At 67.6% G+C, this 24885-nt stretch carries 23 protein-coding genes and 2 riboswitches; of the genes, 11 read left to right on the top strand and 12 right to left on the bottom strand.

Annotated elements, in window-relative coordinates; genetic code table 11:
• Positions 1–103 precede the first annotated feature (103 nt).
• The 3 genes from G6P88_RS11765 to rsmD all read left to right on the top strand — a co-directional run bounded on the left by G6P88_RS11765 (position 104) and on the right by rsmD (position 2611).
• Positions 104–1129: a cache domain-containing protein gene (locus G6P88_RS11765; protein WP_165323331.1), complete on the top strand. Its 1026-nt coding sequence runs from the start codon at positions 104–106 to the stop codon at positions 1127–1129.
• Positions 1130–1194: 65 nt separating this feature from the next.
• Positions 1195–2079, top strand: a complete 885-nt coding sequence (locus tag G6P88_RS11760) for a pseudouridine synthase (RefSeq protein WP_165323330.1) — start codon at positions 1195–1197, stop codon at positions 2077–2079.
• Between the two features lie 10 nt (positions 2080–2089).
• Entirely contained in the window at positions 2090–2611 is a 522-nt protein-coding gene (gene rsmD, locus G6P88_RS11755; protein WP_165323329.1) for a 16S rRNA (guanine(966)-N(2))-methyltransferase RsmD, read from the top strand.
• Here the strand turns inward: rsmD and G6P88_RS11750 are convergent.
• Positions 2586–3140 carry a TetR/AcrR family transcriptional regulator gene (locus tag G6P88_RS11750; RefSeq protein ID WP_165323328.1) on the bottom strand — a complete coding sequence of 185 codons (555 nt, stop codon included), beginning with the start codon at positions 3138–3140 and terminating at the stop codon, positions 2586–2588. The genes rsmD and G6P88_RS11750 overlap by 26 nt on opposite strands.
• Before the next feature lie 171 nt (positions 3141–3311).
• Here G6P88_RS11750 and G6P88_RS11745 point away from each other — a divergent pair, with 171 nt between their 5' ends.
• Complete coding sequence (locus tag G6P88_RS11745; protein ID WP_206335750.1) at positions 3312–3683, top strand: c-type cytochrome; 372 nt, start codon at positions 3312–3314, stop codon at positions 3681–3683.
• A 104-nt stretch (positions 3684–3787) separates the two neighbouring features.
• Entirely contained in the window at positions 3788–6004 is a 2217-nt protein-coding gene (gene katG / locus G6P88_RS11740; protein ID WP_165323327.1) for a catalase/peroxidase HPI, read from the top strand.
• Between the two features lie 76 nt (positions 6005–6080).
• On the opposite strand, the gene G6P88_RS11735 is transcribed toward katG, so the two are convergent.
• The 7 genes from G6P88_RS11735 to G6P88_RS11705 all read right to left on the bottom strand — a co-directional run bounded on the left by G6P88_RS11735 (position 6081) and on the right by G6P88_RS11705 (position 13693).
• Positions 6081–6986: a hypothetical protein gene (locus G6P88_RS11735; RefSeq protein WP_165323326.1), complete on the bottom strand. Its 906-nt coding sequence runs from the start codon at positions 6984–6986 to the stop codon at positions 6081–6083.
• Between the two features lie 473 nt (positions 6987–7459).
• A complete protein-coding gene (locus tag G6P88_RS11730; protein WP_165323325.1) occupies positions 7460–8065 on the bottom strand; it encodes a DUF938 domain-containing protein in 606 nt (201 codons plus the stop codon).
• Positions 8066–8153: 88 nt separating this feature from the next.
• Positions 8154–9731, bottom strand: a complete 1578-nt coding sequence (gcvPB, locus tag G6P88_RS11725; RefSeq protein WP_165323324.1) for an aminomethyl-transferring glycine dehydrogenase subunit GcvPB — start codon at positions 9729–9731, stop codon at positions 8154–8156.
• On the bottom strand, positions 9728–11098 hold the full coding sequence (gcvPA, locus tag G6P88_RS11720; protein ID WP_165323323.1) for an aminomethyl-transferring glycine dehydrogenase subunit GcvPA: 1371 nt from the start codon (positions 11096–11098) through the stop codon (positions 9728–9730). The genes gcvPB and gcvPA overlap by 4 nt, the downstream gene beginning before the upstream one ends.
• 77 nt (positions 11099–11175) lie before the next feature.
• Positions 11176–11547, bottom strand: a complete 372-nt coding sequence (gcvH, locus tag G6P88_RS11715) for a glycine cleavage system protein GcvH (RefSeq protein ID WP_165323322.1) — start codon at positions 11545–11547, stop codon at positions 11176–11178.
• Between the two features lie 4 nt (positions 11548–11551).
• Positions 11552–12673, bottom strand: a complete 1122-nt coding sequence (gcvT, locus tag G6P88_RS11710; RefSeq protein ID WP_165323321.1) for a glycine cleavage system aminomethyltransferase GcvT — start codon at positions 12671–12673, stop codon at positions 11552–11554.
• A gap of 51 nt (positions 12674–12724) precedes the next feature.
• A riboswitch (glycine riboswitch) is annotated at positions 12725–12836 on the bottom strand.
• A 1-nt stretch (position 12837) separates the two neighbouring features.
• Positions 12838–12928: riboswitch (glycine riboswitch) on the bottom strand.
• 117 nt (positions 12929–13045) lie between these two features.
• The gene (locus G6P88_RS11705; RefSeq protein ID WP_226946529.1) at positions 13046–13693 is read right to left on the bottom strand and encodes a hypothetical protein; all 648 of its coding nucleotides are present in this window, start codon (positions 13691–13693) and stop codon (positions 13046–13048) included.
• Between the two features lie 196 nt (positions 13694–13889).
• Here G6P88_RS11705 and ispH point away from each other — a divergent pair, with 196 nt between their 5' ends.
• From ispH to rnhA, 3 genes are read left to right on the top strand one after another with little or no spacing between them, the layout of a single operon-like run.
• Complete coding sequence (gene ispH / locus G6P88_RS11700) at positions 13890–14840, top strand: 4-hydroxy-3-methylbut-2-enyl diphosphate reductase (RefSeq protein ID WP_165323319.1); 951 nt, start codon at positions 13890–13892, stop codon at positions 14838–14840.
• A gap of 13 nt (positions 14841–14853) precedes the next feature.
• Positions 14854–15819, top strand: a complete 966-nt coding sequence (gene thrB / locus G6P88_RS11695; protein WP_165323318.1) for a homoserine kinase — start codon at positions 14854–14856, stop codon at positions 15817–15819.
• 9 nt (positions 15820–15828) lie between these two features.
• On the top strand, positions 15829–16269 hold the full coding sequence (gene rnhA / locus G6P88_RS11690) for a ribonuclease HI (protein ID WP_165323317.1): 441 nt from the start codon (positions 15829–15831) through the stop codon (positions 16267–16269).
• Positions 16270–16305: 36 nt separating this feature from the next.
• On the opposite strand, the gene G6P88_RS11685 is transcribed toward rnhA, so the two are convergent.
• The 3 genes from G6P88_RS11685 to secA form a co-directional block, all read right to left on the bottom strand.
• Positions 16306–18189 carry a PAS domain-containing hybrid sensor histidine kinase/response regulator gene (locus tag G6P88_RS11685; RefSeq protein ID WP_226946835.1) on the bottom strand — a complete coding sequence of 628 codons (1884 nt, stop codon included), beginning with the start codon at positions 18187–18189 and terminating at the stop codon, positions 16306–16308.
• 168 nt (positions 18190–18357) lie between these two features.
• Positions 18358–18729, bottom strand: coding sequence for a YbaN family protein (locus G6P88_RS11680; protein ID WP_165323315.1), 372 nt, complete (start codon positions 18727–18729; stop codon positions 18358–18360).
• A gap of 149 nt (positions 18730–18878) precedes the next feature.
• Positions 18879–21611, bottom strand: coding sequence for a preprotein translocase subunit SecA (gene secA, locus G6P88_RS11675; RefSeq protein WP_165323314.1), 2733 nt, complete (start codon positions 21609–21611; stop codon positions 18879–18881).
• 234 nt (positions 21612–21845) lie between these two features.
• On the opposite strand from secA, the gene argJ reads away from it, so the two are divergent.
• Genes argJ through G6P88_RS11660 form a run of 3 tightly spaced genes read left to right on the top strand, consistent with a single transcriptional unit; the run spans position 21846 to position 24479 of the window.
• Positions 21846–23069, top strand: a complete 1224-nt coding sequence (gene argJ / locus G6P88_RS11670; protein WP_165323313.1) for a bifunctional glutamate N-acetyltransferase/amino-acid acetyltransferase ArgJ — start codon at positions 21846–21848, stop codon at positions 23067–23069.
• Positions 23070–23073: 4 nt separating this feature from the next.
• Positions 23074–23685, top strand: a complete 612-nt coding sequence (locus G6P88_RS11665) for a glutathione S-transferase family protein (RefSeq protein ID WP_165323312.1) — start codon at positions 23074–23076, stop codon at positions 23683–23685.
• Positions 23685–24479: an inositol monophosphatase family protein gene (locus G6P88_RS11660; RefSeq protein WP_165323311.1), complete on the top strand. Its 795-nt coding sequence runs from the start codon at positions 23685–23687 to the stop codon at positions 24477–24479. Before G6P88_RS11665 ends, G6P88_RS11660 begins: the two co-directional genes overlap by 1 nt.
• A 39-nt stretch (positions 24480–24518) precedes the next feature.
• Here the strand turns inward: G6P88_RS11660 and trxA are convergent, their stop codons facing one another.
• The gene (gene trxA / locus G6P88_RS11655) at positions 24519–24839 is read right to left on the bottom strand and encodes a thioredoxin TrxA (protein WP_165323310.1); all 321 of its coding nucleotides are present in this window, start codon (positions 24837–24839) and stop codon (positions 24519–24521) included.
• Positions 24840–24885: the final 46 nt, after the last annotated feature.

Here is a 24885-nt window from a genome sequence, read left to right as displayed (position 1 = left end):
ATTATTCACCATTTTCACCCAGCCTTTTCGCTGAAACGGCCCGGGATTGCCACCCGCAACCCGCCGCCGTGCCGCCAACCGGGAGCGATAGGGGTTACCGGACATGCAGGACGATATCTTGCGCCTGGCCTATGAGGTCTCGCGCATCACCGAGGACAAGGTCGACCGGATCGACCAGGTGATGAAGCAGACGGGCATGCTGGCGATCAATGCCCGGCTCGAAGCGGCGCGTGCCGGCGATGCAGGTCGGGCCTTCTCGGTCGTCGCCCAGGAACTGGGTACGGTCGCCAGCTCGATCTCCGCGATCGGCGGCGAGCTGCGCTCGGCGATCGCGTCCAACATCGCCTCGCTGCGCACCGTCGGCAGCAAGATGCTCGTCGATTTCAAGGGCACGCGTTACACCGATCTCGCGCGGTCCGCCGTCGAGATCGTCGATCGCAATCTCTACGAGCGTTCCTGCGACGTCCGCTGGTGGGCGACCGACAGTTCGGTGATCGACGTGCTCGAACGGCCGACATCGGCGAGCGTGGCCCATGCGACCGATCGTCTTGCCACGATCCTACGCTCCTACACCGTCTATCTCGACCTTTGGGTCGCCGATGCCCATGGCCGCGTAGTCGCGACGGGCCGGCCCGACCGCTACTCCCATGCGCTGGGCCTCGACGTGTCGGGCGAGCGCTGGTTCCGCGAGGCCATGGCGACGCATAGCGGCGAGGAATTCCGCGTCTGTGACATTGCGACCAATGCGATGCTCGGCGACGCCCAGGTGGCGACCTATTCCACCGCCGTACGCGCTGGCGGCACGACGCACGGGGCGCCATTGGGGGCGCTCGGAATCTTTTTCGACTGGGCACCGCAAGCCCGGGGCGTGCTCGACGGGATCGGGCTCTCGCCGGCGGAACGGGCCACGGCCCGGCTGATGCTGCTCGACGCGAGCCACCGCGTGATCGCCTCGTCGGACGGGAAGGGGCTGTGCTCGGAAATCTATCCGCTCGACACCGGGCGCAAGGAGAGCGGCTATTACCAGCGCGACGGCAAGCTGGTCGCCTTCGCGCTTACCCCCGGCTACGAAACCTATCGCGGCCTCGGCTGGCTCGGCTGCATCGAAAGCCGCTTTCTCGACGAATGAGGCGCCGGTACCTCTCGACGAAGCTATAACTGGCGGTAAGAGCTCCGGGGCGCTAAGCCGCAGCCATGCGTCCCCCTTCCAGATCCACGCCGGGCAAACCCCTCCCTGCGCCGCGTCGCGGCCGCCGCCAGGCGCGCACCGCCCAGTCGACGGCCTCCGCAAACCCGCATCCTGCGCGCGCCGGTGCGGCGCCCGGCCGTGAGCCGCAGCGCATCGCCAAGCTCCTCGCGCGGGCAGGCGTCGCTTCGCGCCGCGAGATCGAGCGGATGATCACCGATGGGCGCGTCGCGATCGACGGTGCCGTCATCGATACGCCGGCCACGCTGCTCCAGTCGCTGAAGGGGGTCACGGTCGACGGCAAGCCGGTGGCGCCGCCGGCCTATACGCGGCTGTTTCTCTACTATAAACCGCGCGGCCTGCTGACGACCGAACGCGATCCCAAGGGACGGCCGACGATCTACGACAAGCTGCCCGAAGGGCTGCCGCGGGTGATGCCGGTCGGTCGGCTCGACATGAACACCGAAGGCCTGCTGCTGCTCACGACCGACGGCGAGTTCAAGCGCCAGCTGGAACTGCCCTCGACCGGGGTCGAGCGCATCTACCGCGCACGCGCCTTCGGCAAGGTGACCCAGGAGCAGCTCGAAGCGCTCGCCGACGGGATCGAGATAGAAGGCGTTCGCTATGGCTCGATCGACGCCAATATAGAGCGGCGCACCGGCGCCAATGTCTGGATCGAGATGAAGCTGCGCGAGGGCAAGAATCGCGAAGTGCGGCGCGTGCTCGAATATCTGGGCCTCGAAGTCTCCCGCCTCATCCGTATCGCCTATGGCGCGTTCGAGCTCGGCGACCTTCAGCCGGGCGAGGTGGGCGAGATCGCCCAGCACCAGCTGGTCGCCTTCCGCCGGACGCTTAAGCCGGTAAAATCGTCGAAGCCCGGCGAAGGCGCGTGACGGAGGCGGCATGCGGATAATCGCCGGACGCTGGCGTGGCCGGGTGCTCGTGGCACCGCCGGGCGATGCGACGCGCCCCACCTCTGACCGCGCGCGCGAGGCGCTCTTCTCGATGCTGGTCAGCCGGCTCGGCACGCTCGAAGGCCTCAAGGTCGCCGACATCTGCGCGGGCACGGGCGCCCTGGGGCTCGAAGCTCTCTCGCGCGGGGCGGCGCACTGCACCTTCGTCGAACGCGATCGGGCAGCGATCGAGGCGTTGCGCCGTAATGTCGCAGCGCTCGGCGCCGAGGCCGATATCCGGCCGATCGCGGCGGAGAGCTTTGCCGGCGGGGCCTATGACCTCGTGCTGATGGACCCGCCCTATGGCACCGGTCTGGCGAACAAGGTGCTGCCGAAGGTCGGCTTTGCGCCGGGCGGCTGGGCCAGCGTCGAGACCGGACGGGACGAGCAGGTGGCGCCCGAGGGCTTCACCGTGGAGACCGAGCGCACCCACGGCAAGGCGCGGATCACGCTGCTGCGGTCTGCACTCTAGAGCGCGCGGCCATCGCCACGGCGGGCGCGGTCGAATCGAGCAGGGCGATGCCGTTGACGATCGCCAGCATCATCGCGGCGGCGTTGCGCGAGGCGACGCCGGCCGGGAAATGAACGCTGCGGACGATCCAGTCGGTCCAGCTTTCGGCGATTTCCTCCGCCGCCCCGGCATAGAGCGTTTCGCCGCGTGCCGCGCGTGCCGCAATCTCGAACCACAGGCCGACATAAGGCCGCGCATCGTCTTCGGCCATCAGCGTGACGGTGTGGCCGATCATTTGGTGCGGCGGGATGCGAATGCCGCGCGTCTTCTCCGCCAGCCAGTCGGCGAAGCGCCGCGACACGCAGGCGAGCACGTCCTGCATCAGCGCGGCCTTGGTCCCGAAATAGTAAAGCAGCATCCGGTCGCTGGTGCCCAGTTTCGCCGCCGCCGGCCGCAGCGCCAGCGCGTCCAGCCCGTCCGACAGAACGATGTCGGCAAGCGATTCGGTCAGCCGCTCCCGCTTGGCGGTGCGCGCGTCGATCATGGTCATGGCGAATCCCCCGATTCGCGGACTGGTGTAGCAGACGCTACGGCAACCGGCCACGCAGACGCTGCGACAGGCGGCCAATTTCTCCGTAATCTTCCTGATGGCGAGGGTGCCGCCGACCTGCGAACCCCGCCGCCGGACCGGGAGGAAGCCGTGGTGGGATTGAACAGGCCTATGATCGTCGTCATGGCCGCGCTGGCACCCCTGGCCGCGGCGGCGGCAGCAACCGGCGAAGGCGATGTCGGGCGCGGTCACGACCTTGCCCAGTCCCGGTGCGGCGCCTGCCACGCGGTGGAAGCAACGGGACGCAGCCCCCTCCGTAAGGCGCCCGCCTTCCGCACGCTCCACCGCCGCTATCCGGTCGAAAGCCTCGACGAAGCGCTGGCCGAAGGGATCGTCGCCGGACATCCCGACATGCCGTCCGATCCCTGGGAAGCGGGCGACATCGCCGATTTCATCGCCTATCTCGAATGGCTGGCGCCCTTCCGGTCCCAGCGCGACTGGAACGACCTGTCGTCGCCCAGAAACGAACAGGAAAAACGGTAGCGGAGTAAGTCAAAGCTCCGATCACTCTAATCAGAGTTTCCCATTTTCTTTCGTCCACCGCGATGCGTAGCTGTTGAGCCCTCAGACAACAGGAGGGGCTCTCCATGCTCAGATCCACTATCTCGTTCACCGCGCTGCTCGTCGCGGCGCTTTCGCCGGTCGTCGTGGCCGCCCCTGCGCGGGCCGAAGACAAGGTCATGACCAACAAGGATTGGTGGCCCAACAAGCTCGATCTGGCACCGCTGCGCCAGAACGATGCCGGCGCCAATCCCTATGGGGCCGACTTCAACTATGCCGCCGAGTTCGCGACGCTCGACCTGGCTGCGGTCAAGAAGGACATCGAGAAGGTCCTGACGACCTCGCAGCCCTGGTGGCCCGCCGACTATGGCAATTACGGGCCCTTCTTCATCCGCATGGCGTGGCACAGCGCCGGCACCTATCGCACCGCCGACGGTCGCGGCGGATCGGACGGCGGCGAGCAGCGCTTCGAGCCGCTCAACAGCTGGCCGGACAATGTCAGCCTCGACAAGGCCCGCCGCCTGGTGTGGCCGATCAAGCAGAAATATGGCCGCAAGCTCTCCTGGGGCGACCTGATGGTCCTCGCCGGCAATGTCGCGCTGGAGAATATGGGCTTCAAGACGGTCGGCTTCGCCGGCGGCCGCGTCGACGCCTGGGAGCCGGATCTGGTCTTCTGGGGACCCGAGACGAAGTTCCTCGCCGACAACCGTCGCGACGGCAAGGGCGGGCTCAAGGGGCCGCTCGCCGCGACCCAGATGGGCCTGATCTACGTCAATCCGGAAGGCCCGAACGGCAAGCCCGACCCGCTCGCCGCCGCGGCCGACATCCGCCTGGCCTTCGGCAATATGGCGATGTCCGACGAAGAGACGATCGCCCTGATCGCGGGCGGCCACACCTTCGGCAAGGCGCACGGCGCGCACAAGCCCGAGGAATGCGTCGGCGTCGATCCTTCGGCCGCTTCGACCGAGGCGCAGGGCTTCGGCTGGGCGAACAAGTGCGGCAAGGGCCATTCGGAAGATACGGTCAGCAGCGGCCTCGAGGGCGCCTGGTCGGCCAACCCGATCGCCTGGACCACACAGTATTTCGACAATCTGTTCGGCTTCGACTGGGTCCAGACGCGCAGCCCCGCAGGCGCGATCCAGTGGGTGCCCAAGGATCCGAACGCCGGCCAGCTGGTCCCCGACGCGCACATCGCCGACAAGCGTCACGCACCGATCATGTTCACGACCGACCTGGCGCTGAAGGAGGATCCCGGCTTCCGCAAGATCTCCGAGCGTTTCCACAAGGATCCGAACGAGTTCGCGCTCGCCTTCGCCCGCGCCTGGTTCAAGCTGACCCATCGCGACATGGGGCCGAGCGCGCGCTATCTCGGCCCGGACGCGCCTAAGGAAAGCTACTCCTGGCAGGATCCGCTGCCCAAGGCCGACTATGCGACGATCGACGCGGCCGATGTGGCCCTGCTCAAGGACCGGATCGCGGCGGCCGGCATCGGCGATCGCGAGCTGGTGAAGGCGGCCTGGGCTTCGGCCTCCACCTTCCGCGGCACCGACATGCGCGGCGGTGCCAATGGTGCGCGGGTCCGGCTCGCCCCGGCGAAGGACTGGGCGGCCAACGATCCGGCCGAACTGGCCAAGACGCTCGCGGCCCTCGGCAAGGTACAGCAGGACTTCAACCGCTCGGCCAAGGGCGGCAAGAAGGTCTCGATCGCCGACCTGATCATCCTGGGCGGCAACAGCGCGATCGAGCGCGCCGCGAAGAAGGCCGGCTACGACGTCACCGTCCCCTTCACCCCGGGCCGCGTCGACGCCAGCCAGGCGCAGACCGACGTGAAGTCCTATGACTATCTGAAGCCCAAGGCCGACGGCTTCCGCAACTACTACTCGGCGGACGCCGATCACGGCCCGGCCGAGATGCTCATCGACAAGGCGAGCACGCTCACGCTGACCGTGCCCGAGATGACCGTGCTGGTCGGCGGCCTACGGGCGCTTAACGCCAATGCCGGAGCGTCGACGGCGGGCGTGTTCACCGATCGTCCGGGAACGCTGAGCAACGACTTCTTCGTCAACCTGCTCGACATGTCGTACAAGTGGGCGAAGTCGGAGAAGACGCCGGGCCTCTACGAGGGTTCCGACCGCGCGACCGGCAAGCTGCGCTGGACCGCGACCCCGGTCGACCTCGCCTTCGGCTCCAACTCCGAGCTGCGCGCCGTGGCCGAGGTCTATGCCTCGGACGATGCCAAGGAGAAGTTCGTCCAGGACTTCGTCAAGGCCTGGACCAAGGTGACCAACCTCGACCGCTTCTGAGGCGCGGAAGAGCGGAAGACGGAAGGGGGGCGGTGCCGCAGGGCGCCGCCCTTTTTCGTTGCGCCGGACGGGCCGGTCACTTGCCTTCGCTCTGTGCCAGCAGCGCCAGCTGGGCGAGCGACGTTTCGAAGACATGGCTTCCGCTGTGGGTCAGTTGCATCCACGGGCACAGCCATATCTCCATCCCCGCATCCCGGACCCGGCGGCAGAAGGTGAAATCCTCTGAAATGAAGCCCTGGCCATAGGTTTTCATGCTCGCCCCCGGATCGGCCAGGAAGGCGCGGATGTCGTCATGGCTGGCGTCGGGCCGGCCATCGAGGAACAGCCGCAGTTCCTCGGCAATATTGCCCGCCTTGCTGTCGATCGCCGTGTCGAAATAGGCGAAAGGCCCCTCGGCCGTGCCCGCGCAGGCGAGGCCGGGATGCGCCTGCCGGAAGCGGTCGAACGTCGCGCGGCGGATCATCATGAAACCCGTGCCTGCCACTTTGGCCTGCACCGGGCGCGCGAGCGCGACGGGGACGTCGCTGTCGGGGTGGAACACGATCCGGCTCGCGACCTTGGCCAGAAGCGCGGGGTCCTCGTCCGCCACACCGGCCTTGGCGGCCTGGGCGACGATGTCCCACGCCATCTTCTTCTGCGGATAGGGCGCGGCGAGCACATCATGCCGGTCGCTGGAGTCGCCGGCTTGCAGCGCGAGCATCTGCAGGGCGTCCTCGGCCTCGAAGCCGATGTCCGCATCGATGAAGAGCAGATGGTCGCCATCGCTGCGCAGGAAGGTCTCGACGATCTCGTTGCGCGCCTTCATGACCAGCGCCTCGCCGCACAGAAAGTGAAAGCGCAGCCCTATCCCCAACTGCCCGCACAAGGCGGACAGCCGCGCGATCGAATAGGCGAACTCGACATGGCACTGCCCGCCATACATCGGCGTCCCGACGAAGAGGCTGCGGCCCTTGAGGCGTTGCAGAGTTGTGCCTTCCAACATGCTGTTTCCTCGCGACCCTAGATCCAGTCCTTCCCCAACGTCCTCCCCGGAACGGGGAGGGGGACCGCCAAAGGCGGTGGAGGGGAAGGCGCCGCGCCCCGCAGCGCGCCTCCAGCGGCCAGCACCAACCCCTCCCCCATCCTTCGGATGGTCCCCCTCCCCGTGCCGGGGAGGAACGGATGCGCCCGCTGCACAGACATCCTCATATCAAGGCCCTGCGCCGAACCGGCAGCGCTGCGAGCGTGCCTTATAGTCCGACGGCCTGGCGCAGCGCCTTGTTGATGCGGCTCTTCCCACCCGGGCCACCCCTCGCATTCCTCCCCGGGACGGGGAGGGGGACCGGCGGAGCCGGTGGAGGGGAGTCCGCCCTCAACTCCGTATGAATATCCCCGTGACCAGCGCTGCCCCTCCACCATCCTTCGGATGGTGCCGCTCCCCGTGCCGGGGAGGAATGGGAGGCGCTCGACCGCCTCTTATCCACCCATCCGCAGCACCACGATGAGGTTGTTCGCCGGCATCGCATGGACCGCCTCCATCCGCAGCCCGACGCCCTCGGCCAGCGCCACGACGTCCTCCAGCTGTCTTAGACCCCAGCGGCTGTCACGCATCTTAAGGCTCTCGTCGAACGCCAGATTGCTCGGCGCGGTCTCCACGCCCTGCTGGAGATAGGGACCGTAGAGGATCAGCGGGCCGCCCGGCGGCAGCAGCTTCGCGGCGCTCGCCATCAGGCCCACCGTCGCCTCCCAGGGCGAGATGTGGATCATGTTGATGCACAGGATCGCGTCGGCCCGTTCGACAGGCCAGCGGTCGGCCGAGGCGTCGAGCGTCAGCGGCGGGCGGAGGTTGGGGAGGCGGGCGGTTTCGGCCCAGCCGCGGATCGAGGCGATGGCGGCGGGGTCGGGGTCGCTCGGCTGCCAGGCGAGCTGCGGGAAGGCCCGGGCGAAGTGGATCGCATGTTCGCCGGTGCCGCTCGCGATCTCCAGCACCGTGCCGCGATCGGGCAGCACCATGCGCAGGATGTCGGCGATCGGCTCGCGGTTGCGTTCGGTGGCGGGGGCGTGGCGGCGGGCGTCGGTCATGCGACGCTTATAGCCGGACCGGGCTCTGTCGCCAGCGCGGCGGGCGGGGGCGGCGACCCGTAGGTTCGTGCCGCCCCCGCCCGGATCGTCACTCGGCCGCTTCGGGAAGCGCCGCGTCCTTCCACACCAGCACCGGCTTGCGCGCGGCCAGCGTCTCGTCGAGGCGGCGGCGCGGAGCGAAGGCGGGGGCCGCCTTGAGCGCCGGGTCGCCGGCCTTGGCGCGCTCGGCGACCGAGCGCAGCGCGCCGATGAACTGGTCGAGCGTCGCCTTGCCCTCGGTCTCGGTCGGCTCGATCAGCATCGCGCCATGGACGACCAGCGGGAAATACATCGTCATCGGGTGGAAGCCCTCGTCGATCAGGCCCTTGGCGATGTCGAGCGTTGTGAAGCCCTGTGCAAGGCCGTCGTCGCTGAACAGCGCCTCGTGCATGCACGGGCCGGCATGGCCGAAGGGCGCTTCGAGCAGGCCATCGAGGCTGCGCAGCACATAGTTCGCATTGAGCACCGCATCCTCGGCGACCTGCCGCAGGCCGTCGGCGCCATGGCTGAGGATATAGGTCAGCGCGCGGGTGAACATGCCCATCTGGCCGTGGAAGGCGGCCATGCGGCCGAAGCTGCCCGGATGGTCCTCATCGGCCGTCTCTTCCTCGACCAGGCGGAAGCCGCCATCGGCGAGCTTCGTCACGAACGGAAGAGGGGCATAGGGTGCAAGTGCCTCCGACAGGACAACCGGGCCCGAGCCGGGGCCGCCGCCGCCGTGCGGGGTCGAGAAGGTCTTGTGCAGGTTGATGTGCATCGCGTCGATGCCAAGGTCGCCGGGGCGCACCCGGCCGACGATCGCGTTGAAATTGGCGCCGTCGCAATAGACATAGCCGCCCGCCGCATGGACCGCGTCCGAGATGCGCTTCATGTCGCGCTCGAACAGGCCGCAGGTGTTGGGGTTGGTGATCATCACCCCCGCGACGTCGGGGCCGAGCCGGCCGGTCAGCGCGTCGAGATCGACGCGGCCGTCGGTGGTGGCCGGGATATTCTCGACGCGATAGCCGCAGAAGGCGGCGGTGGCGGGATTGGTGCCATGCGCCGATTCGGGCACGAGGATCACCGACCGGTCGCTGCCCTGCGCGTCATGCGCGGCGCGGATCGCCAGCAGGCCGCACAGCTCGCCATGCGCGCCGGCCTTGGGGCTCATCGCCACCGCCTGCATGCCGGTGAGCGTGACCAGCCAGTCCGACAGCTCGTGGATCACCGCCAGCGCGCCCTGCACCGTGTCGACGGGGGCGAGCGGGTGAACGTCGGCGAAGCCGGGCAGGCGGGCCATCTTCTCGTTCAGGCGCGGATTATGCTTCATCGTGCACGAACCCAGCGGGAACAGGCCCAGGTCGATGCCGTAATTCTGGCGGCTGAGGCGGGTATAGTGGCGCACCGCCTCGGGCTCGGGCAGGCCGGGCAGGCCGATCGCGCGGTTGCGCTCGAGCCCGCCGAGGCGGCTCTTGACGGCGGGCGCCTCGGGCAGGTCGACGCCCGAGCGGCCATAATCGTCGCGCTCGAAGATCAGTGCTTCCTCGAGCATCAGCGCGCGGTTGCCGGTGAAGCTGCGGGGGGCGGCGTCGGCCACGCTGCCGTCGGTCTCCGGGCGGGTCACCCGGCCTTCGCTGTTCATGCTCATGCCGCGATCTCCGCTTCGAGGGCCTGGGCCAGGGTTTCGACATCCTCCTCGCTCGCCGTCTCGGTCACCGCGACGACGAGGCCTCCGGCGAGGTCGGGCGCGTCGGGATAGAGCCGGCCGAGCGACACGCCGCCGAGAATGCCCTTGTCCGCCAGCGCGCGGACGACGGGGCGGGCCTCGACCGGCAGCTTGAGAGTGAACTCGTTGAAGAAGCTGTCGTTGAGCAGCTCGACCCCGGCGATGCGCGACAGGCGATCGGCGGCCGCGACCGCGCTGGCATGGTTGAGTGCTGCGAGCCTGCGCAGGCCGGTCTCGCCGAGCAGGGTCAGGTGGATCGAGAAGGCCAGCGCGCAGAGGCCCGCATTGGTGCAGATGTTCGAGGTCGCCTTTTCGCGGCGGATATGCTGCTCGCGGGTCGACAGGGTGAGCACGAAGCCGCGCTGACCCTCCGCGTCTTGGGTGACGCCGGCGAGACGGCCCGGCATCTGCCGGACATATTTCTCGTTGCAGGCGAACAAACCGACATAGGGGCCGCCGAAGTTGAGCCCGACGCCGAGCGACTGGCCCTCGCCGACGACGATGTCGGCGCCCATCTCGCCCGGCGAGCGGATCGCGCCGAGGGCGACCGGCTCGGTCACCACCGCGATCAGCAGCGCGCCCTTTTCGTGGCAGCGCGCGGCCAGTTCGGACAGGTCGGCGACATGGCCGAGGATGTTCGGATTCTGCACGACGACGCAGCTGGTATCGCCGTCGACGGCGGCCAGGACGCGCGCCATGTCGTCGCCGGGCGCGCCGGAGGTGAGCGTCGGCAGCGCGGTGTCCAGCTGGTCGCCGGTGAAGCGCGCCATGGTGCGCGCCAGCGAGACATAATGCGGGTGGAGGCCGGCCGACAGGATCGCCTTGCCGCGACGGGTCACGCGGCGGGCCATGGTGATCGCTTCCCAGCAGGCGGTCGAGCCGTCGTACATCGAGGCGTTGGCGACGTCGCAGCCATAGAGGCGCGCGACCTGCGTCTGGAACTCGAACAGCGCCTGCAGCGTGCCCTGTGCGATCTCGGGCTGATAGGGGGTGTAGCTGGTCAGGAACTCGCCGCGCTGGATCAGATGATCGACGCTGGCGGGAACATGATGGCGATAAGCGCCACAGCCGAGGAAGAAGGGCGCGTCGCCCGCGGTCAGGTTCTTGCGCGCGAGGCGGCTCATATGCCGTTCCACGGCCAGCTCGGACGCATGCATCGGCAGGCCCGCGATCGGACCCGCCAGACGTGCCTCGGCGGGGACGTCGACGAACAGGTCGTCGATCGAGGCGGCGCCGATCGTCGCCAGCATCGCGCTGCGGTCGGCATCAGTCAGGGGAAGATAACGCATCTCTGTCTCCAGGCGCGGGGCCGGTCTTCATCGTCGCGGAACGGCGGAGCGGCCGTTCAGGGCCGCTCCGCTATCGGTCAGAGGCTGTCGCAATAGGCCTTGTAGCCCTCTGCGTTCATCAGGCCTTCGAGCTCTGCGGCGTCGGCGAGGGTCAGCTTGAAGAACCAGCCATCGCCCTCGGGCGCGCTGTTGACGAGAGAGGGGTCACCTTCAAGCGCGCCATTGGCCTCGCTCACCGTGCCGGTGACCGGCGCGAACACGTCCGACGCGGCCTTGACCGATTCGACCACGGCCGCTTCGCCGCCCTTCGATACGGTGGTGCCGGGTGCCGGCAGCTCGACGAAGACGATGTCGCCCAGCTGCGCCTGCGCATAGTCGGTAATGCCGACGGTGGCGGTGCCGCCCTCGACGGAAATCCACTCATGGTCTTCGGTGTAATAGGTCGTCACGGGCTCAGCTCCCTTGGCGGACATAACGGTGTGGGACGAAAGGCATGGGGGCGACCACCGCGTCGAGCCGCTTGCCGCGGACCTCGATCTGCAGCGCGCGGTTGGTGTCGGCATGGCCGGCATCGACATAGCCCATCGCGATCGGCACCTGCAGCGAGGGCGAGAAGCCGCCCGAGGTGACCGTGCCGACCTTGACGCTGCCGTCGAAGATCTCGGCACCCTCGCGTGCCGGCTGGCGGCCGCTCAGGATCAGCCCGATGCGCTTGCGCGGCGCGCCCTCGGCGAGATGGCGGCAGACGGTCGTCGCACCGGGAAAGCCACCTTCGAGCCGGCGGCGCTTGGGCACCGCGAAGCCGAGGCCTGCCATCGCCGGATCGGTGTCGGTATCGAGGTCGTGGCCGTAGAGCGGGAGGCCGGCCTCGAGCCGCAGCGAATCGCGCGCGCCCAGACCGATCGGCTTCACTTCGGGCTGTGCGGCGAGCAGATTGGCGACCGCCTCGGCCGTCTCGCCGGGAATGGAAATCTCGAAGCCGTCCTCGCCGGTATAGCCCGAGCGGCTGATCCAAACCGGCGCGCCGGCCAGGGTGAAGGCCCCGCCGGACATGAAGGTCAGCGTCTCGACCCCAGGGCAGACCCGCGACAGCGCGTCGACCGCCTTCGGTCCCTGCAGCGCCAGCAGCGCATGTTCGTCGAGATGGTTGAGGACCAGCTCTTCGGGCAGGGTTTCGTGAAGATGGGCGATGTCGTCGGCCTTCATCGCGCCGTTGACGACCAGATAGAAGTCACCCGCGCGGCGGGTGACCATCAGATCGTCGAGAATGCCGCCCGCATCGTCGAGCAGCAGCGAATAGCGCATCCGGTCGGTGCCCAGATTGACGAAATCGCCGGGCATGACCGCTTCGAGCGCGGCGTCGACGCCGTCACCACCGACCAGCAGCTGGCCCATGTGCGACACGTCGAACAGACCGGCGGACTCGCGGGTCCACAGATGCTCGGCGATGATGCCCTCATATTGGATCGGCATCGAATAGCCGGCGAACGGGACCATCCTGGCGCCGCGGTCGCGATGCCAGCCGTCGAGCGGCAGGGTCTGGATGATGTCGGCGATGTCGTCTTCGTCGTTCACTCTGTTCTCCGTGACGGTCAATGACGGCCGGACGCACCGCGCCCGCCGGTCATTGCCCCCTCTGTCACGGAACCTGAGAGCTTTCGCCGGACCTGCGATGGTCCGGCTTACCCCTTCGGTGGGATGGCGCGGTTTCCCGCCCATCCGCTTTCCAGAGTGTCGATCCTTGCCACGCGGTCCTGTGACCTGAGAGATTCCGGGGCGGTTGCTCCTTCGGCGGCCGGGTCGAACCCGGCACTCTCCCGCATGGCCAGCACCGGTTGCCCGGCGACGACCTCGCCGCCTTGGCCCGGTGCCCGATTCAAGTCAACGCCCGAATGCGGCCTCGACGCAATTGGCTGTGGAGAAACAGCGGGCTACGGCCCGCCTGCCTCATCGCGCCGCGTTGTAGGCGAGCTGGCTTTCGCTGAGCTGGAAGCCGACCAGCAGCTCGAAATTGGCCTGGTTCACGGCTTCGCGAACGCTCGGCTCGTTCATCGGATCGAGCGCGGCGTCGGCATCGCCCGCCTTGCGCTTGCGGTTGATCTTTTCGAGCACTTCGGGCGGCAGCGTGGCCGCCGCGCGGTTCACCACGGCGGTGGCGGAGGCATGGGCCGATCCGCGCAGCTGCCCTGCCGGGAACTCGATCGTCACCGTGCCGAGCTGCTTGGCCTGGATCTCGGTGCCGGCGCGCAGCACCGTGGCGAAATAAGGCAGCGTCACCGTGCGGGCCGGGCCGGCGTTCGCGCGGCGCGCGAACACGTCGAAGTCGACCCGCAGCTGGACCTGCGCCGCACCGCGGCTGTCGGTGCAGGCGGATTTCAGATTGGCGATGGCGGCGCTCACGTCGATCGCCTCGACGCGGCGCTCGGCCGGCGGATCGAACAGCGTGATGTCGCCGGTATAGGTCGGGATCGCCGCCGCCGGGCAGGGCGAGCGCGCGATCTTGAAGCCGCCGCGCTCGTCGAATTCGGTGTCCGTCTTGCAGGCTGCGAGCGTCAGTGCGGCGAGGAGGATCGCGGAGGTCTTGGGGAATCGCACGGAGCAGGCATCCTTCACTTCGTCGGCCGAGGCGGATCGGGGGCGCCGCCCGGGTCGCGCATCCATAGAGCCAGTTCGGCGCAGGGGGAAGCGCTTTGCAAAGCGGCCGGCTCCGTCCGCCGCCCGCCACAGGCTTTTGGTCGGACCATGTCGAAGCGGCTTCCGCCCCGCCGCGCAATGGCCTATGCGCGAAACCATGACCGCATCGCCGCTGCCGCCGCTGAACCTGTTGATCGCCGCGCCGCGCGGCTTCTGCGCCGGGGTCGATCGTGCGATCCGCATCGTCGAGCTGACGCTCGAAAAATTCGGCCCGCCGGTCTATGTCCGGCACGAGATCGTCCACAACAAATATGTCGTCGGCGATCTGAAGGCCAAGGGCGCGATCTTCGTCGAGGATCTCGACGAGGTGCCCGATGGCGTGCCCGTGGTGTTTTCGGCGCATGGTGTGCCCAAGGCAGTCCCCGCCAAGGCGATCGAGCGCGGGCTCAACTTTCTCGACGCGACCTGCCCGCTGGTGTCCAAGGTGCACCGCCAGGCGGAGCGGCTGGTGCAAAGCGGGCATCATATCCTCTTCATCGGCCATCGCGGCCATCCCGAGGTCATCGGCACTTTCGGGCAGGTGCCCGAGGGCGTGATGACGCTGATCGAGACGGTGGAGGAGGCCGAGGCGGTCACGGTGCCCGAAGGCGCGCGGCTCGCCTTCCTCAGCCAGACGACGCTTTCTGTCGACGACACGGCGGACATCATCGCCGCGCTGCGACACCGTTTCCAGGAGATCGTGGCCCCCGGCAGCGACGACATCTGCTACGCTACCTCCAACCGGCAGGGCGCGGTCAAGGCGATGGCGGCGCGCTGCGACGCGATGCTGGTGATCGGGGCGCCGAACAGTTCCAACTCGCTCCGCCTCGTCGAAGTGGCCGAGCGCAGCGGGGTCAAGGCGCGGCTGATCCAGCGCGCGAACGAGATCGACTTCGCCTGGCTCGAAGGCGTCGCCACGCTGGGCATCACCGCCGGGGCCTCGGCGCCGGAAGTTCTCGTCCGCGAGGTCGTCGACCTGCTCGGCACGCGCTTCGCGGTCAGCGAGACCGAGGCCGAGACCGTGACCGAGGACATGCTGTTCAAGCTGCCGCGCGCGCTCGTAGCCTGAGGGAATATCGATCATGGCCGTCTACACGCAGGTCTCGACCGAGGCGATGAGCGACTTCCTGCGTCGGTACGACGTGGGCAGTCTGCTGTCGGCGAAGGGGATCGCCGAGGGTGTCGAGAACAGCAATTATCTGGTCGAGACGACCGGCGGGCGCTTCATCCTGACGCTGTACGAAAAGCGGGTCGATGCAGCCGACCTGCCGTTCTTCTGCGCGCTGACCGACCATCTCGCGTCGAAGGGGCTCAACATCCCCCGGATGCTGAGCGACCGGCGCGGCGAGCAGTTGCAGACGCTGGCCGGGCGGCCCGCCTGCCTGATCGAGTTTCTGCAGGGCGTCTCGGTCACCCATCCGACGCCGGCGCAGGCCTATGCCGCCGGTGGCGCGCTGGGCGACATGCACCGCGCGCTCGCCGATTTTCGCCTCGGTCGTCCCAACAGCCTCGACATTGTCGGCTGGCGCGGCCTGGCGGAGCGCTGCGAGGCCGATCTCGACCGCATTTCCCCCGGCCTGCGCGGTCGCGTGATGGCCGAGCTCGAATGGCTCGAAGCGAATTGGCCGCGCCATCTGCCGACCTCGGTGGTCCATGCCGACCTGTTTCCCGACAATGTGCTCATGCTCGGCGACGAGGTCAGCGGCGTCATCGATTTCTATTTTGCCTGCACCGACATCCGCGCCTGGGACGTCGCCGTGACGCACAGCGCCTGGTGCTTCGAAAGCGACGGCACCGGCTATCATGCCGATCTCGGCCGCTCGCTCATCGCAGGCTATGATCGCCGCTTCGGCCTGTCGACCGAGGAGCGCCTGGCTTTCCCGGTGCTCGCGCGCGGCTCCTGCCTCCGTTTCCTGCTGACGCGCGCCTGGGACTGGCTGAACACGCCGGCCGACGCGCTGGTCACGCGCAAGGATCCGATTGCCTTCCTGCGACGGCTCGACTTCTATGCCGAGGTCGATCCCGAAACGCTTCTTGCGTCGGCCTGAGCCACCGCGATGGACGAGCTTCCCTATGTCGAGATCGCGACCGATGGCGCGTGCAAGGGCAACCCCGGACCAGGCGGCTGGGGGGCGGTGCTGCGCTTCGGCGGGCGGGAGAAGGAGTTGTCGGGCGCGGAGAATCCGTCGACCAACAACCGTATGGAGCTGACCGCCGCGATCCGTGCGCTGCAGGCGCTCAACCGTCCCTGCCGGATCAAGCTTTCGACCGACAGCCGCTATGTCATGGACGGTCTGACCAAGTGGATCCACGGCTGGCGCCGCAACGGCTGGAAGACTGCGGACAAGAAGCCGGTCAAGAATGCCGAGCTGTGGCAGCAATTGCTCGACGCCTCGGCATCCCATCGGATCGAGTGGGTGTGGGTGAAGGGCCATGCCGGCCATCCGGACAACGAACGGGCCGACAAGCTGGCAAGCGACGCCGCGCTGGGGCTCTGACGGGGAACGAGCGCCGGATCGGCCGACGTCCCCTTCTCAGCCGAGGCTGGATTGCGGCTCCACGAGCACGCGGGCTGCCGGAGCGATCGCGGCCGGCGCCGATCCCATTTCCTGATCGAGCAGCACGGCCAGCGCCTTTGCCTGGTCGAACAGCTCGGCGACGACGGCGGGCTGGCATTCGTGCCTGCTGCACTGGCGGCCGATCGCCACCAGCAGTCGTGACAGGCTGAAATTCCCGAAGCTGTCGAGCATGGTGCGCAACGCATCCGCCTCGGACGCGGCGATCTCCCAGGCCTGGGCGCGAATCGCGGCGGCGATTCGCCGGGGGCGATCGCTCAGGTCCGCCAGCAGCGTTCGCATCAGCAGCGCCGCATCCTCATAGCCCGCGCGCTCGACCAGCAGATTGAGGCGCTCGCGGTCGAAGCGGTCCCCGCAGGATGCCCCGGCGGCGGGCCGGACCCGGCGCATGGTCCCGATCATCTCGAGCAACTGGCCCGAGACGATCGGCTTGGGCAGGAAGCTGTCGATACCCGCGTCGAAATAGATCCGGCGGCGTTCGGGGGCGGAATCGGCGCTGATCGCCAATATCGGCACATTCGCCGAGGGCGGATCGAGCGCGCGAATGGCGCGGGTGGCCTCGAGCCCGTCGAGCTCGGGCATCTGCATATCCATCAGGACCAGATCGAAGGGCTGCGTGGCAATCGCCGACAAGGCCTTGCGCCCATCCTCGACCGCCAGCACGTCATGACCCTCGCGCGTCAGCAGACCGGCCATCAGCCTGCGGTTGATCGGATTGTCCTCCGCCAGCAGGATGCGCATCGGTCCAGCGGTCTCATGCTCGGGGGAGAGCTGGAGGATGCCGTCGCTGCGCCGGAACGGGAGTTCTATCGAGAAGGTCGTTCCCTTGCCCGGTTCGCTCGATGCCGCGATCGAGCCGCCCATGGCCTCGGCCAGCTGCTGGCTGATCGCCAGACCCAGCCCGCTGCGACCGTGCAGGCGCAACCGGGCAGCATCGACCTGTTCGCCCCGTGCGAAGATCCGGCCGAGCACCTCCTGGTCGATTCCGTTGCCGCTGTCGCGGACGATCATCATCCACCAGTCGGTGTCTCCGTCCGATCGCGTCGGCGAAAGCGCGAGAGAGACCGTGCCCGACTCGGTATATTTGACCGCGTTACCGAGCAGGTTCGACAATATCTGCTGCAGCCGCGCCGGATCGCCCCGGACCGCGACCGGCTCACCCTCGAGGCCATGGCCCTCGATCGTCAGGCCTTTCGCCGCAGCGGCTCCGTTGAACAGGTCGGCCGTGGTCCGAACCAGCGCCCGCAGGTCGAAATTGATGCTTTCTATGACCACGCGCCCGGCGTCGACGCGGGTGAAGTCGAGCATCTCGTCGATGACGGCCATCACGCCGTCTGCGGCTTGTGCCAGGGCGGCGAGCTGGGAGGCGCGCTGCGCCTCGGACGGGCTGCGGCGCACGGCGTCGAGCGAGGACAGGAGCGACTGGATGGGGGCGCGCACCTCTCGCCGCAACAGCTCGAGCATCTCGGCCTTGCTGCGCTCGGTCGCGCGCACCTGGTCGCGCGCGGCGAGCAGGGCGCGCTCGGTCTCGACCTCTTGGGTGACGTCGCGCATGATCCCGATCATCTCGGTACCGCGATCGACCTGCCCTGCGACCTGGACGTGGATCGTCCGGCCGTCGGGCCGTATCCAGCGAAAACGGAAGGGAGCAAGGGCACCGGTGCGAATCGATTCCTGCATCGCAAGCGCGACCCGCTGCGCGTCGTCAGGATGATAATGGCTGCGAACCAGCTCGACCGTTGGCTGCGTTTCTGGGGCGAAGCCGAGGATGCGGTATATTTCCGGCGACCACAGGAACATGTTTCGCGAAGCGTCCGACCGCCAATGGCCCGCCCCCGCCAGCGATTCGGCGATGGTCAGCAGATGTACGGCCTCTGCTACGGTCTCCGGCGGAATGGGTCGTGCTCCTCAGGGGCCATCTGCCCCGGTCCTTCATAGATAGGCGAAAGCGATAAGGGAAAGGCGTGAATGCAAACTTTGGTTAATTCGTAAATGGCGTGTTGAGACGGCTCAGCCGTTCGGCCGCGTTGCGACGAAAAGCGCGCAGGATAGGAGGAGGAGCGCCACCAGCAGGTCGGCCCAGAGCGGCGGGGCGACCGTCAGGACCATGATCGCGAAGCCGCCGGCCATGCTGCCGATCGCGACGACCTTTGCCTTGAACGGAATCGCGCGATTCTCGCGCCAGCGGCGGATGGGGTCCCCGAACCAGCGGTGTTCGAGCAGCCAGCGCTCGAAGCGTGGGCTCGAATGGCTGAAGCAGGCTGCCGCGAGGATCAGGAAGATCGTCGTCGGCATCACCGGCAGCATCGCGCCGATGAAGCCGAGCGCGACCATCACCCAGCCCAGCAGGAACCAGCACCAGCGCTTTACCGAATCGCGCATTCGCCGATTACCCCCGCCGGGGCCGCGGGCCGATGCCGGCAGGCCGAAGAAAAGGGGGCATGGTCATGGTCCTCAACCGTCCCCTCGCAGCGACGGGACGATCATCGGATTCGCGACGGGCTTTTTCAAGGCCGCGTCGGAGATACCGTTCAGAGCGCGCCGTGGCAGTGCTTGTACTTCAGCCCCGATCCGCATGGGCAGGGGGAGTTGCGGCTGAGCGTCGCGGCCACGTCGGCGGGGATCTGGAAGTCGTCCCCTGCCAGCGCCGACAGCGCCTGTGGCAGGCGCGTGGTGACGAAGCCGTTTCCTGTGCCCGCGTCGCGATCGCGCGTATCGTCCTCGCCGGTCAGCGGGTCGATGTGGCTGGTGATGAAGTCGGGCATCGGCGGCAGCTCGGGCGGCGCCATCTCGAAGCGCGCCAGTGCCAGGATGCGGGTGACCTCTTCGCGGATCTCGACGAGCATACGCTCGAACAGCGCGAAGGCTTCCTGCTTATACTCGTTGATGGGCGTCTTCTGCGCATAGGCGCGCAGGTGGATCACCTGGCGCAGCGCGTCGAGCGTCGCCAGATGCTCCTTCCAGTGATGGTCGAGCGACTGGAGAAGGACATTCTTCTCCAGGCTGTGCCAATGCTCCTCGCCGATCGCCTCCTTCTTGGCGAGGATCACGGCTTCCGCCTCGGCCTGCACCTTCTCGAGCAGGATCTCGGGGTCGATGCCGTCCTGGGCCACCCATTCCTCGATCGGCGGCGATATGCCCAGCGTCGCTTCGATGCGCTCGCGGAGCGCTTCGACATTCCACTGCTCGGGATAGCTGTTCGGCGGGCAGCATTCCCCGACGATCGCATTGGCGGTCTCGACGCGCATGTCGGTCACGACGTCGTCGACCGTCTCGGCATCCATGATGTCCGCGCGCTGTTCGTAGATGACCTTGCGCTGGTCGTTCATCACGTCGTCATATTCGACGACCTGCTTGCGGATGTCGTAGTTGCGCGCCTCGACCTTCTTCTGCGCAGTCTCGATCGCCTTCGAAATCCACGGGCTGACGATCGCCTCGCCATCGGCGAGATTCTTGTTCATCATCCGCGCGAACATCGTCTGCGGACCGAAGATGCGCAGAAGATCGTCGTCGAGCGACAGGTAGAAGCGGCTGAGGCCCGGATCGCCCTGGCGGCCTGAGCGCCCGCGCAACTGGTTGTCGATGCGCCGGCTCTCATGCCGTTCGGTGCCCAGGACGAACAGACCGCCCGCCGCCAGCACACGCTCCTTCTCGGCGACGATCTCGCCACGGATGCGCTCGGCGACGGCGTCATATTCGGGTGTGCCCTCGACGAGCTCGGGATGCTCGTCGCGCATGCGGAATTCGAGGTTGCCGCCCAGCTGGATGTCGGTGCCGCGTCCGGCCATGTTGGTGGCGATGGTCACGGCGCCGAAGCGGCCGGCCTGTGCCACGATGGGCGCTTCCTGCTCGTGGTAGCGCGCGTTGAGCACATTGTGCGGCACGCCTTCGCGGGTCAGGAACTCGGACAGCAGCTCCGACTTCTCGATCGACACGGTGCCGACGAGAACGGGCTGCCCATGTTCCTTCGCCTCGCGGATCGCCTTGGTGATCGCGGCGAACTTGTCCTGCATGTTCTTGTAGAATTCGTCGTCCTGGTCGATCCGCTTGACCGGCAGGTTGGTCGGGATGGTGACGACGTTCATCTTGTAGATCTGGTAGAATTCGTGGGCCTCGGTGGCCGCCGTGCCCGTCATGCCGCCCAGCTTGGGGTACATGCGGAAATAATTCTGGAAGGTGATCGAGGCGAGCGTCTGGTTCTCGGGCTTGATCTCGACGCCTTCCTTGGCCTCCACCGCCTGGTGCAGGCCGTCGGACCAGCGGCGTCCGTCCATCATGCGGCCGGTGAACTCGTCGATGATGACGATTTCGCCGTCCTTGACGATATAGTCGATGTCCGCGCGGAAGGCGATGTTGGCACGCAGCGCCTGATTCAGGTGATGCACCACCTGCGTGTTCTCGAACGCGTAGAGATTGCCGCCCTCGAGGAGTCCGGCGGTTTCCAGCAGCCGCTCGATCCGCTCGGTGCCGTCCTCGGTCAGCACGACCGAACGCTGCTTCTCGTCGAACTCGTAATCCTCGGGGGTGACCTGCTTCACGATCGCGTCGACCGCCAGGTAGAGCTCGGTCTTGTCCTCGGTCGGGCCCGAAATGATCAACGGGGTGCGCGCCTCGTCGATCAGCACCGAGTCGACTTCGTCGACGACCGCATAGTTGAACGGCCGGTGCACCATCATCGCCCGGTCGTACTTCATGTTGTCGCGCAGATAGTCGAAGCCGAACTCGTTGTTCGTGCCGTAGGTGATGTCGCACGCATAAGCGTCGCGGCGCTCGGGATCGCTCAGATTGGGAACGATCACGCCGACCGTCAGGCCCAGGAAGCGATAGACCCGACCCATCCAGCCGGCGTCGCGGCTGGCGAGATAGTCGTTGACCGTGACGACGTGGACGCCCTTGCCCGGCAGCGCGTTGAGATAGGTCGCGAGGGTTGCGACCAGCGTCTTGCCCTCGCCGGTCCGCATCTCGGCGATCTCGCCGCGATGGAGGACGATGCCGCCGATCATCTGCACGTCATAATGCCGCTGTCCGAGCACGCGCCGTGCCGCTTCGCGCACCGTGGCGAACGCCTCGGGCAGCAGCGAATCGAGCGTCTCGCCGGCGTCGAGGCGCTGGCGGAACTTGACGGTCTGCGCCGCCAGCTCCTCGTCGTTCATGGCCTGGAGAGTCGGTTCGAACGAGGCGATGCGCTGGACGATCGGGCGCAGCGACTTCACATAGCGGTCGTTCGACGACCCGAAGATGGCTTTGGCGAGGCCGCCGAGCATGGGCATTCCTTGATACAGGGACATGCGCGCGGCCGTGGGACCGGCGCACAAATGATCAGGGTGCAGATAGGTTCCGTTCCCTGATACGTCAATTCGCAGGCCCAACGGCGCTCGGCGAAACTCGTTCCGCCCGCAATCGATAAATCGACGTCGCGCGCGAAGAATTGCGCGGAGCGATATTTGAAACGCCATCGGCGCCTCCTATAGCGCCCCCGACCCATATGGAGTTGCGCCATGGACCGTTCCCCGCTCGCCCCCGCCGCCTTCCCGGATCTGCCGCCCGTCGCGGGCGTCCGCGTCGCCGTGGCGCGCGCCGGATATAAGGCATGGGACCGCGCCGACCTGACCTTTGCGCTGTTCGACGAGGGCACCGCCGTGGCGGGCGTGACCACGCAAAGCAAATGCCCTTCGCCCGAAGTCGAATGGTGCCGCGCCGCGCTTCCGCTCGGCCGCGCACGCGCGCTCGTCGTCAACGCCGGAAACTCCAACGCCTTCACCGGCAACCGCGGTCGCGCCGCGGTCGAGGCGATCACCGCGCGCGTCGCCGGGGCGCTCGGCTGCCAGCCGTCGGACGTCTTCGTCGCCTCGACCGGGGTGATCGGTGTGCCGTTGCCGATCGACAAGGCCGAGGCCGGGATCGACGCGGTGCTGCGCGCGCCCGAGGCGGGCTGGGAACAGGCCGCAGCAACGATCATGACGACCGATACCTTTGCCAAGGGCGCGCGTGCGTCGGCGATCGTCGGCGGTGCGCGGGTCGAACTGGTCGGCATCATCAAGGGCTCGGGGATGATCGCCCCCGACATGGCGACGATGCTCGGCTTCGTCTTCACCGACGCGGCGATCGAGCCGGCGTTGCTCCAGGCGATGCTCGACCGCGCCAATCGGCGCAGCTTCTCCTGCATCACCGTCGATGGTGACACCTCTACCAGCGACACCGTGCTGGCCTTCGCGACCGGCAAGGCGGGCAATGCGCCGCTGGCCTCGATGGACGATGCCGGCGCCGACGCTTTCGAAGCTGCGCTCGCAGAGATCTGCCTCGATCTGGCGCAGCAGGTGGTTCGCGATGGCGAAGGCGCGTCGAAGTTCATCGAGATTCGCGTCGAGGGCGCGGTCGACGACGAGAGCGCGCACCGAATCGGCATGTCGATCGCCAATTCGCCGCTGGTGAAGACCGCTATCGCGGGCGAGGACGCCAATTGGGGCCGCGTCGTCATGGCGGTCGGCAAGGCGGGCGAGCCGGCCGAGCGCGACAAATTGTCGATCCGCTTCGGCGCGACCCAGGTCGCGACCGGCGGCCTCGCGGTCGAGGGCTATGACGAGGCGCCCGTCGCGGCGCATCTCAAGGGTCAGGACATCGAGATCGGGGTCGATATCGGCCTTGGCAACGGGCGGGCGACGCTGTGGACCTGCGACCTGACGCATGGCTATATCTCGATCAACGCCGACTATCGGAGCTGAGACCATGGCGATGATCCTCTGGGGCCGGCTCAACTCGCACAATGTGAAGAAGGTGGCGTGGCTCGCGATCGAGGCCGGCATCGACCATGAACGGCGCGACATCGGCGGCGCCTTCGGCTTCACCGAAGCCTATCTTGCGCTCAACCCCAACCGGTTGATCCCGACGATCGAGGATGATGGCTTCGTCCTGTGGGAGTCGAACGCGATCCTGCGCTATCTCGCCGCGCGCTACGCCCCCGCGCTGTGGCCGGCCGACCCGCAGGCGCGCGCGCTGGGCGACCGGTGGATGGACTGGCAGTTCGGCTTTGCCGATGCGCAGCGCGATGCCTTCCTGAGTCTGATCCGCCGCTCGCCGGCCGAACGCGATCAGGCGGCGATCGAGCGTTCTGCGGTCGAGACCGGAAAGCTCATGGCGATCCTCGATGCGGAGCTGGCGCGGCGGCCCTGGCTGTCGGGCGACGAATTCGGCATCGGCGACATTCCGATGGGGGTCTATGTGCACAGCTGGTTCAGCCTGCCGATCGACCGGCCCGATCGTCCGCATGTCGCGGCTTGGTATGAGCGGCTGAAGGTCCGCCCGGGCTATGCCGAAACCGTCATGATCCCGCTGACCTGATGCACGCGCTCTACCAGCCTGTCCTCGACCTGATGCGGACGGTCGCGTCCGACATCATGATGCCGCGTTTCCGCAGTCTCACGGCCGACCAGTTTTCGGAAAAGACGCCCGGCGATTATGTCACGATCGTCGACCGCGAGTCCGAGGCTTTTCTGGGTGAGGCGCTGGCCCGGCTTCTGCCCGAGGCGCGCATCGTCGGCGAGGAGGCCGCCGCGCTCGATCCCGGGGTGGTCGACCGGATCGGACAGGGCGTCGCCTGGATCATAGATCCGCTCGACGGCACCAACAATTTCACCGAGGGCCGTAGCCCCTTCGCGATCATGATAGGGCTAACGGTCGACGGCGCGCGCGAGGCGGGCTGGATCCTCGATCCGGTCAGCGGCCGGATCTGCCATGCGGCGCGGCGTAGCGGTTGCTACATCGATGGCGAAAAGGTGGTTTCGCGCCGTTCGGAAGGGGCTTTGCCCAAAGCGGCGATCGCGACCTATTTCATGCCCGAGGAGCGGCAGGCCGAGGTGCGTCGGCGGGCCGAGGGGCGGCTGGAGATCGTCGACATTCCGCGCTGCGCGGGGGAGCAATATCCGCGGCTGATCCTCGGCCAGAACGACATCGCCCTCTATGAGCGCACGCATCCCTGGGACCATGCGGCGGGCGCGCTGATGCTGGAGGAAGCGGGTGGCCGGATCGCGCGCAACGATGGCGCGGACTATCGGCTCGATGTTGCGGGGAAGGGGGCGATCGCCGCGAGCACGCCGGATCTGTGGGATATCGCCAAGACGGTGCTGTTCGACTGAGCGGCGACGGGCTTGCGCCCGCCGCCGGTCAGGCCGGGATCAGAGTTCGCCTTCGAGCCAGCCCTTGAGCGCGCTCTTCGGGGCGGCGCCGACCTTGGTCGCGGCCGGCTGGCCGTTCTTGAACAGAATCATCGTCGGGATGCCACGGACACCATACTGGCTGGGGGCGTCGGGATTGTCGTCGATGTTGATCTTGGCGATGGTGACCTTGTCGGCCAGCTCGTCCGCAATCTCCTCGAGGGCCGGGCCGATCATCTTGCACGGGCCGCACCACTCCGCCCAGAAGTCGACCAGCACCGGCTTGTCGGCCTGAAGCACGTCGCTCTGGAACGAGGAATCGCTGATCGCTTTGGTAGGCATCGGGGGGAAAACTCCTTGTCTCTTCGGCAGCAGATGTAAGCTGCGC

Origin of the sequence: Rhizorhabdus phycosphaerae (genome assembly GCF_011044255.1) — a bacterium.
Taxonomy (GTDB): domain Bacteria; phylum Pseudomonadota; class Alphaproteobacteria; order Sphingomonadales; family Sphingomonadaceae; genus Rhizorhabdus; species Rhizorhabdus phycosphaerae.
This window is presented reverse-complemented; position numbering and strand designations above follow the sequence as displayed.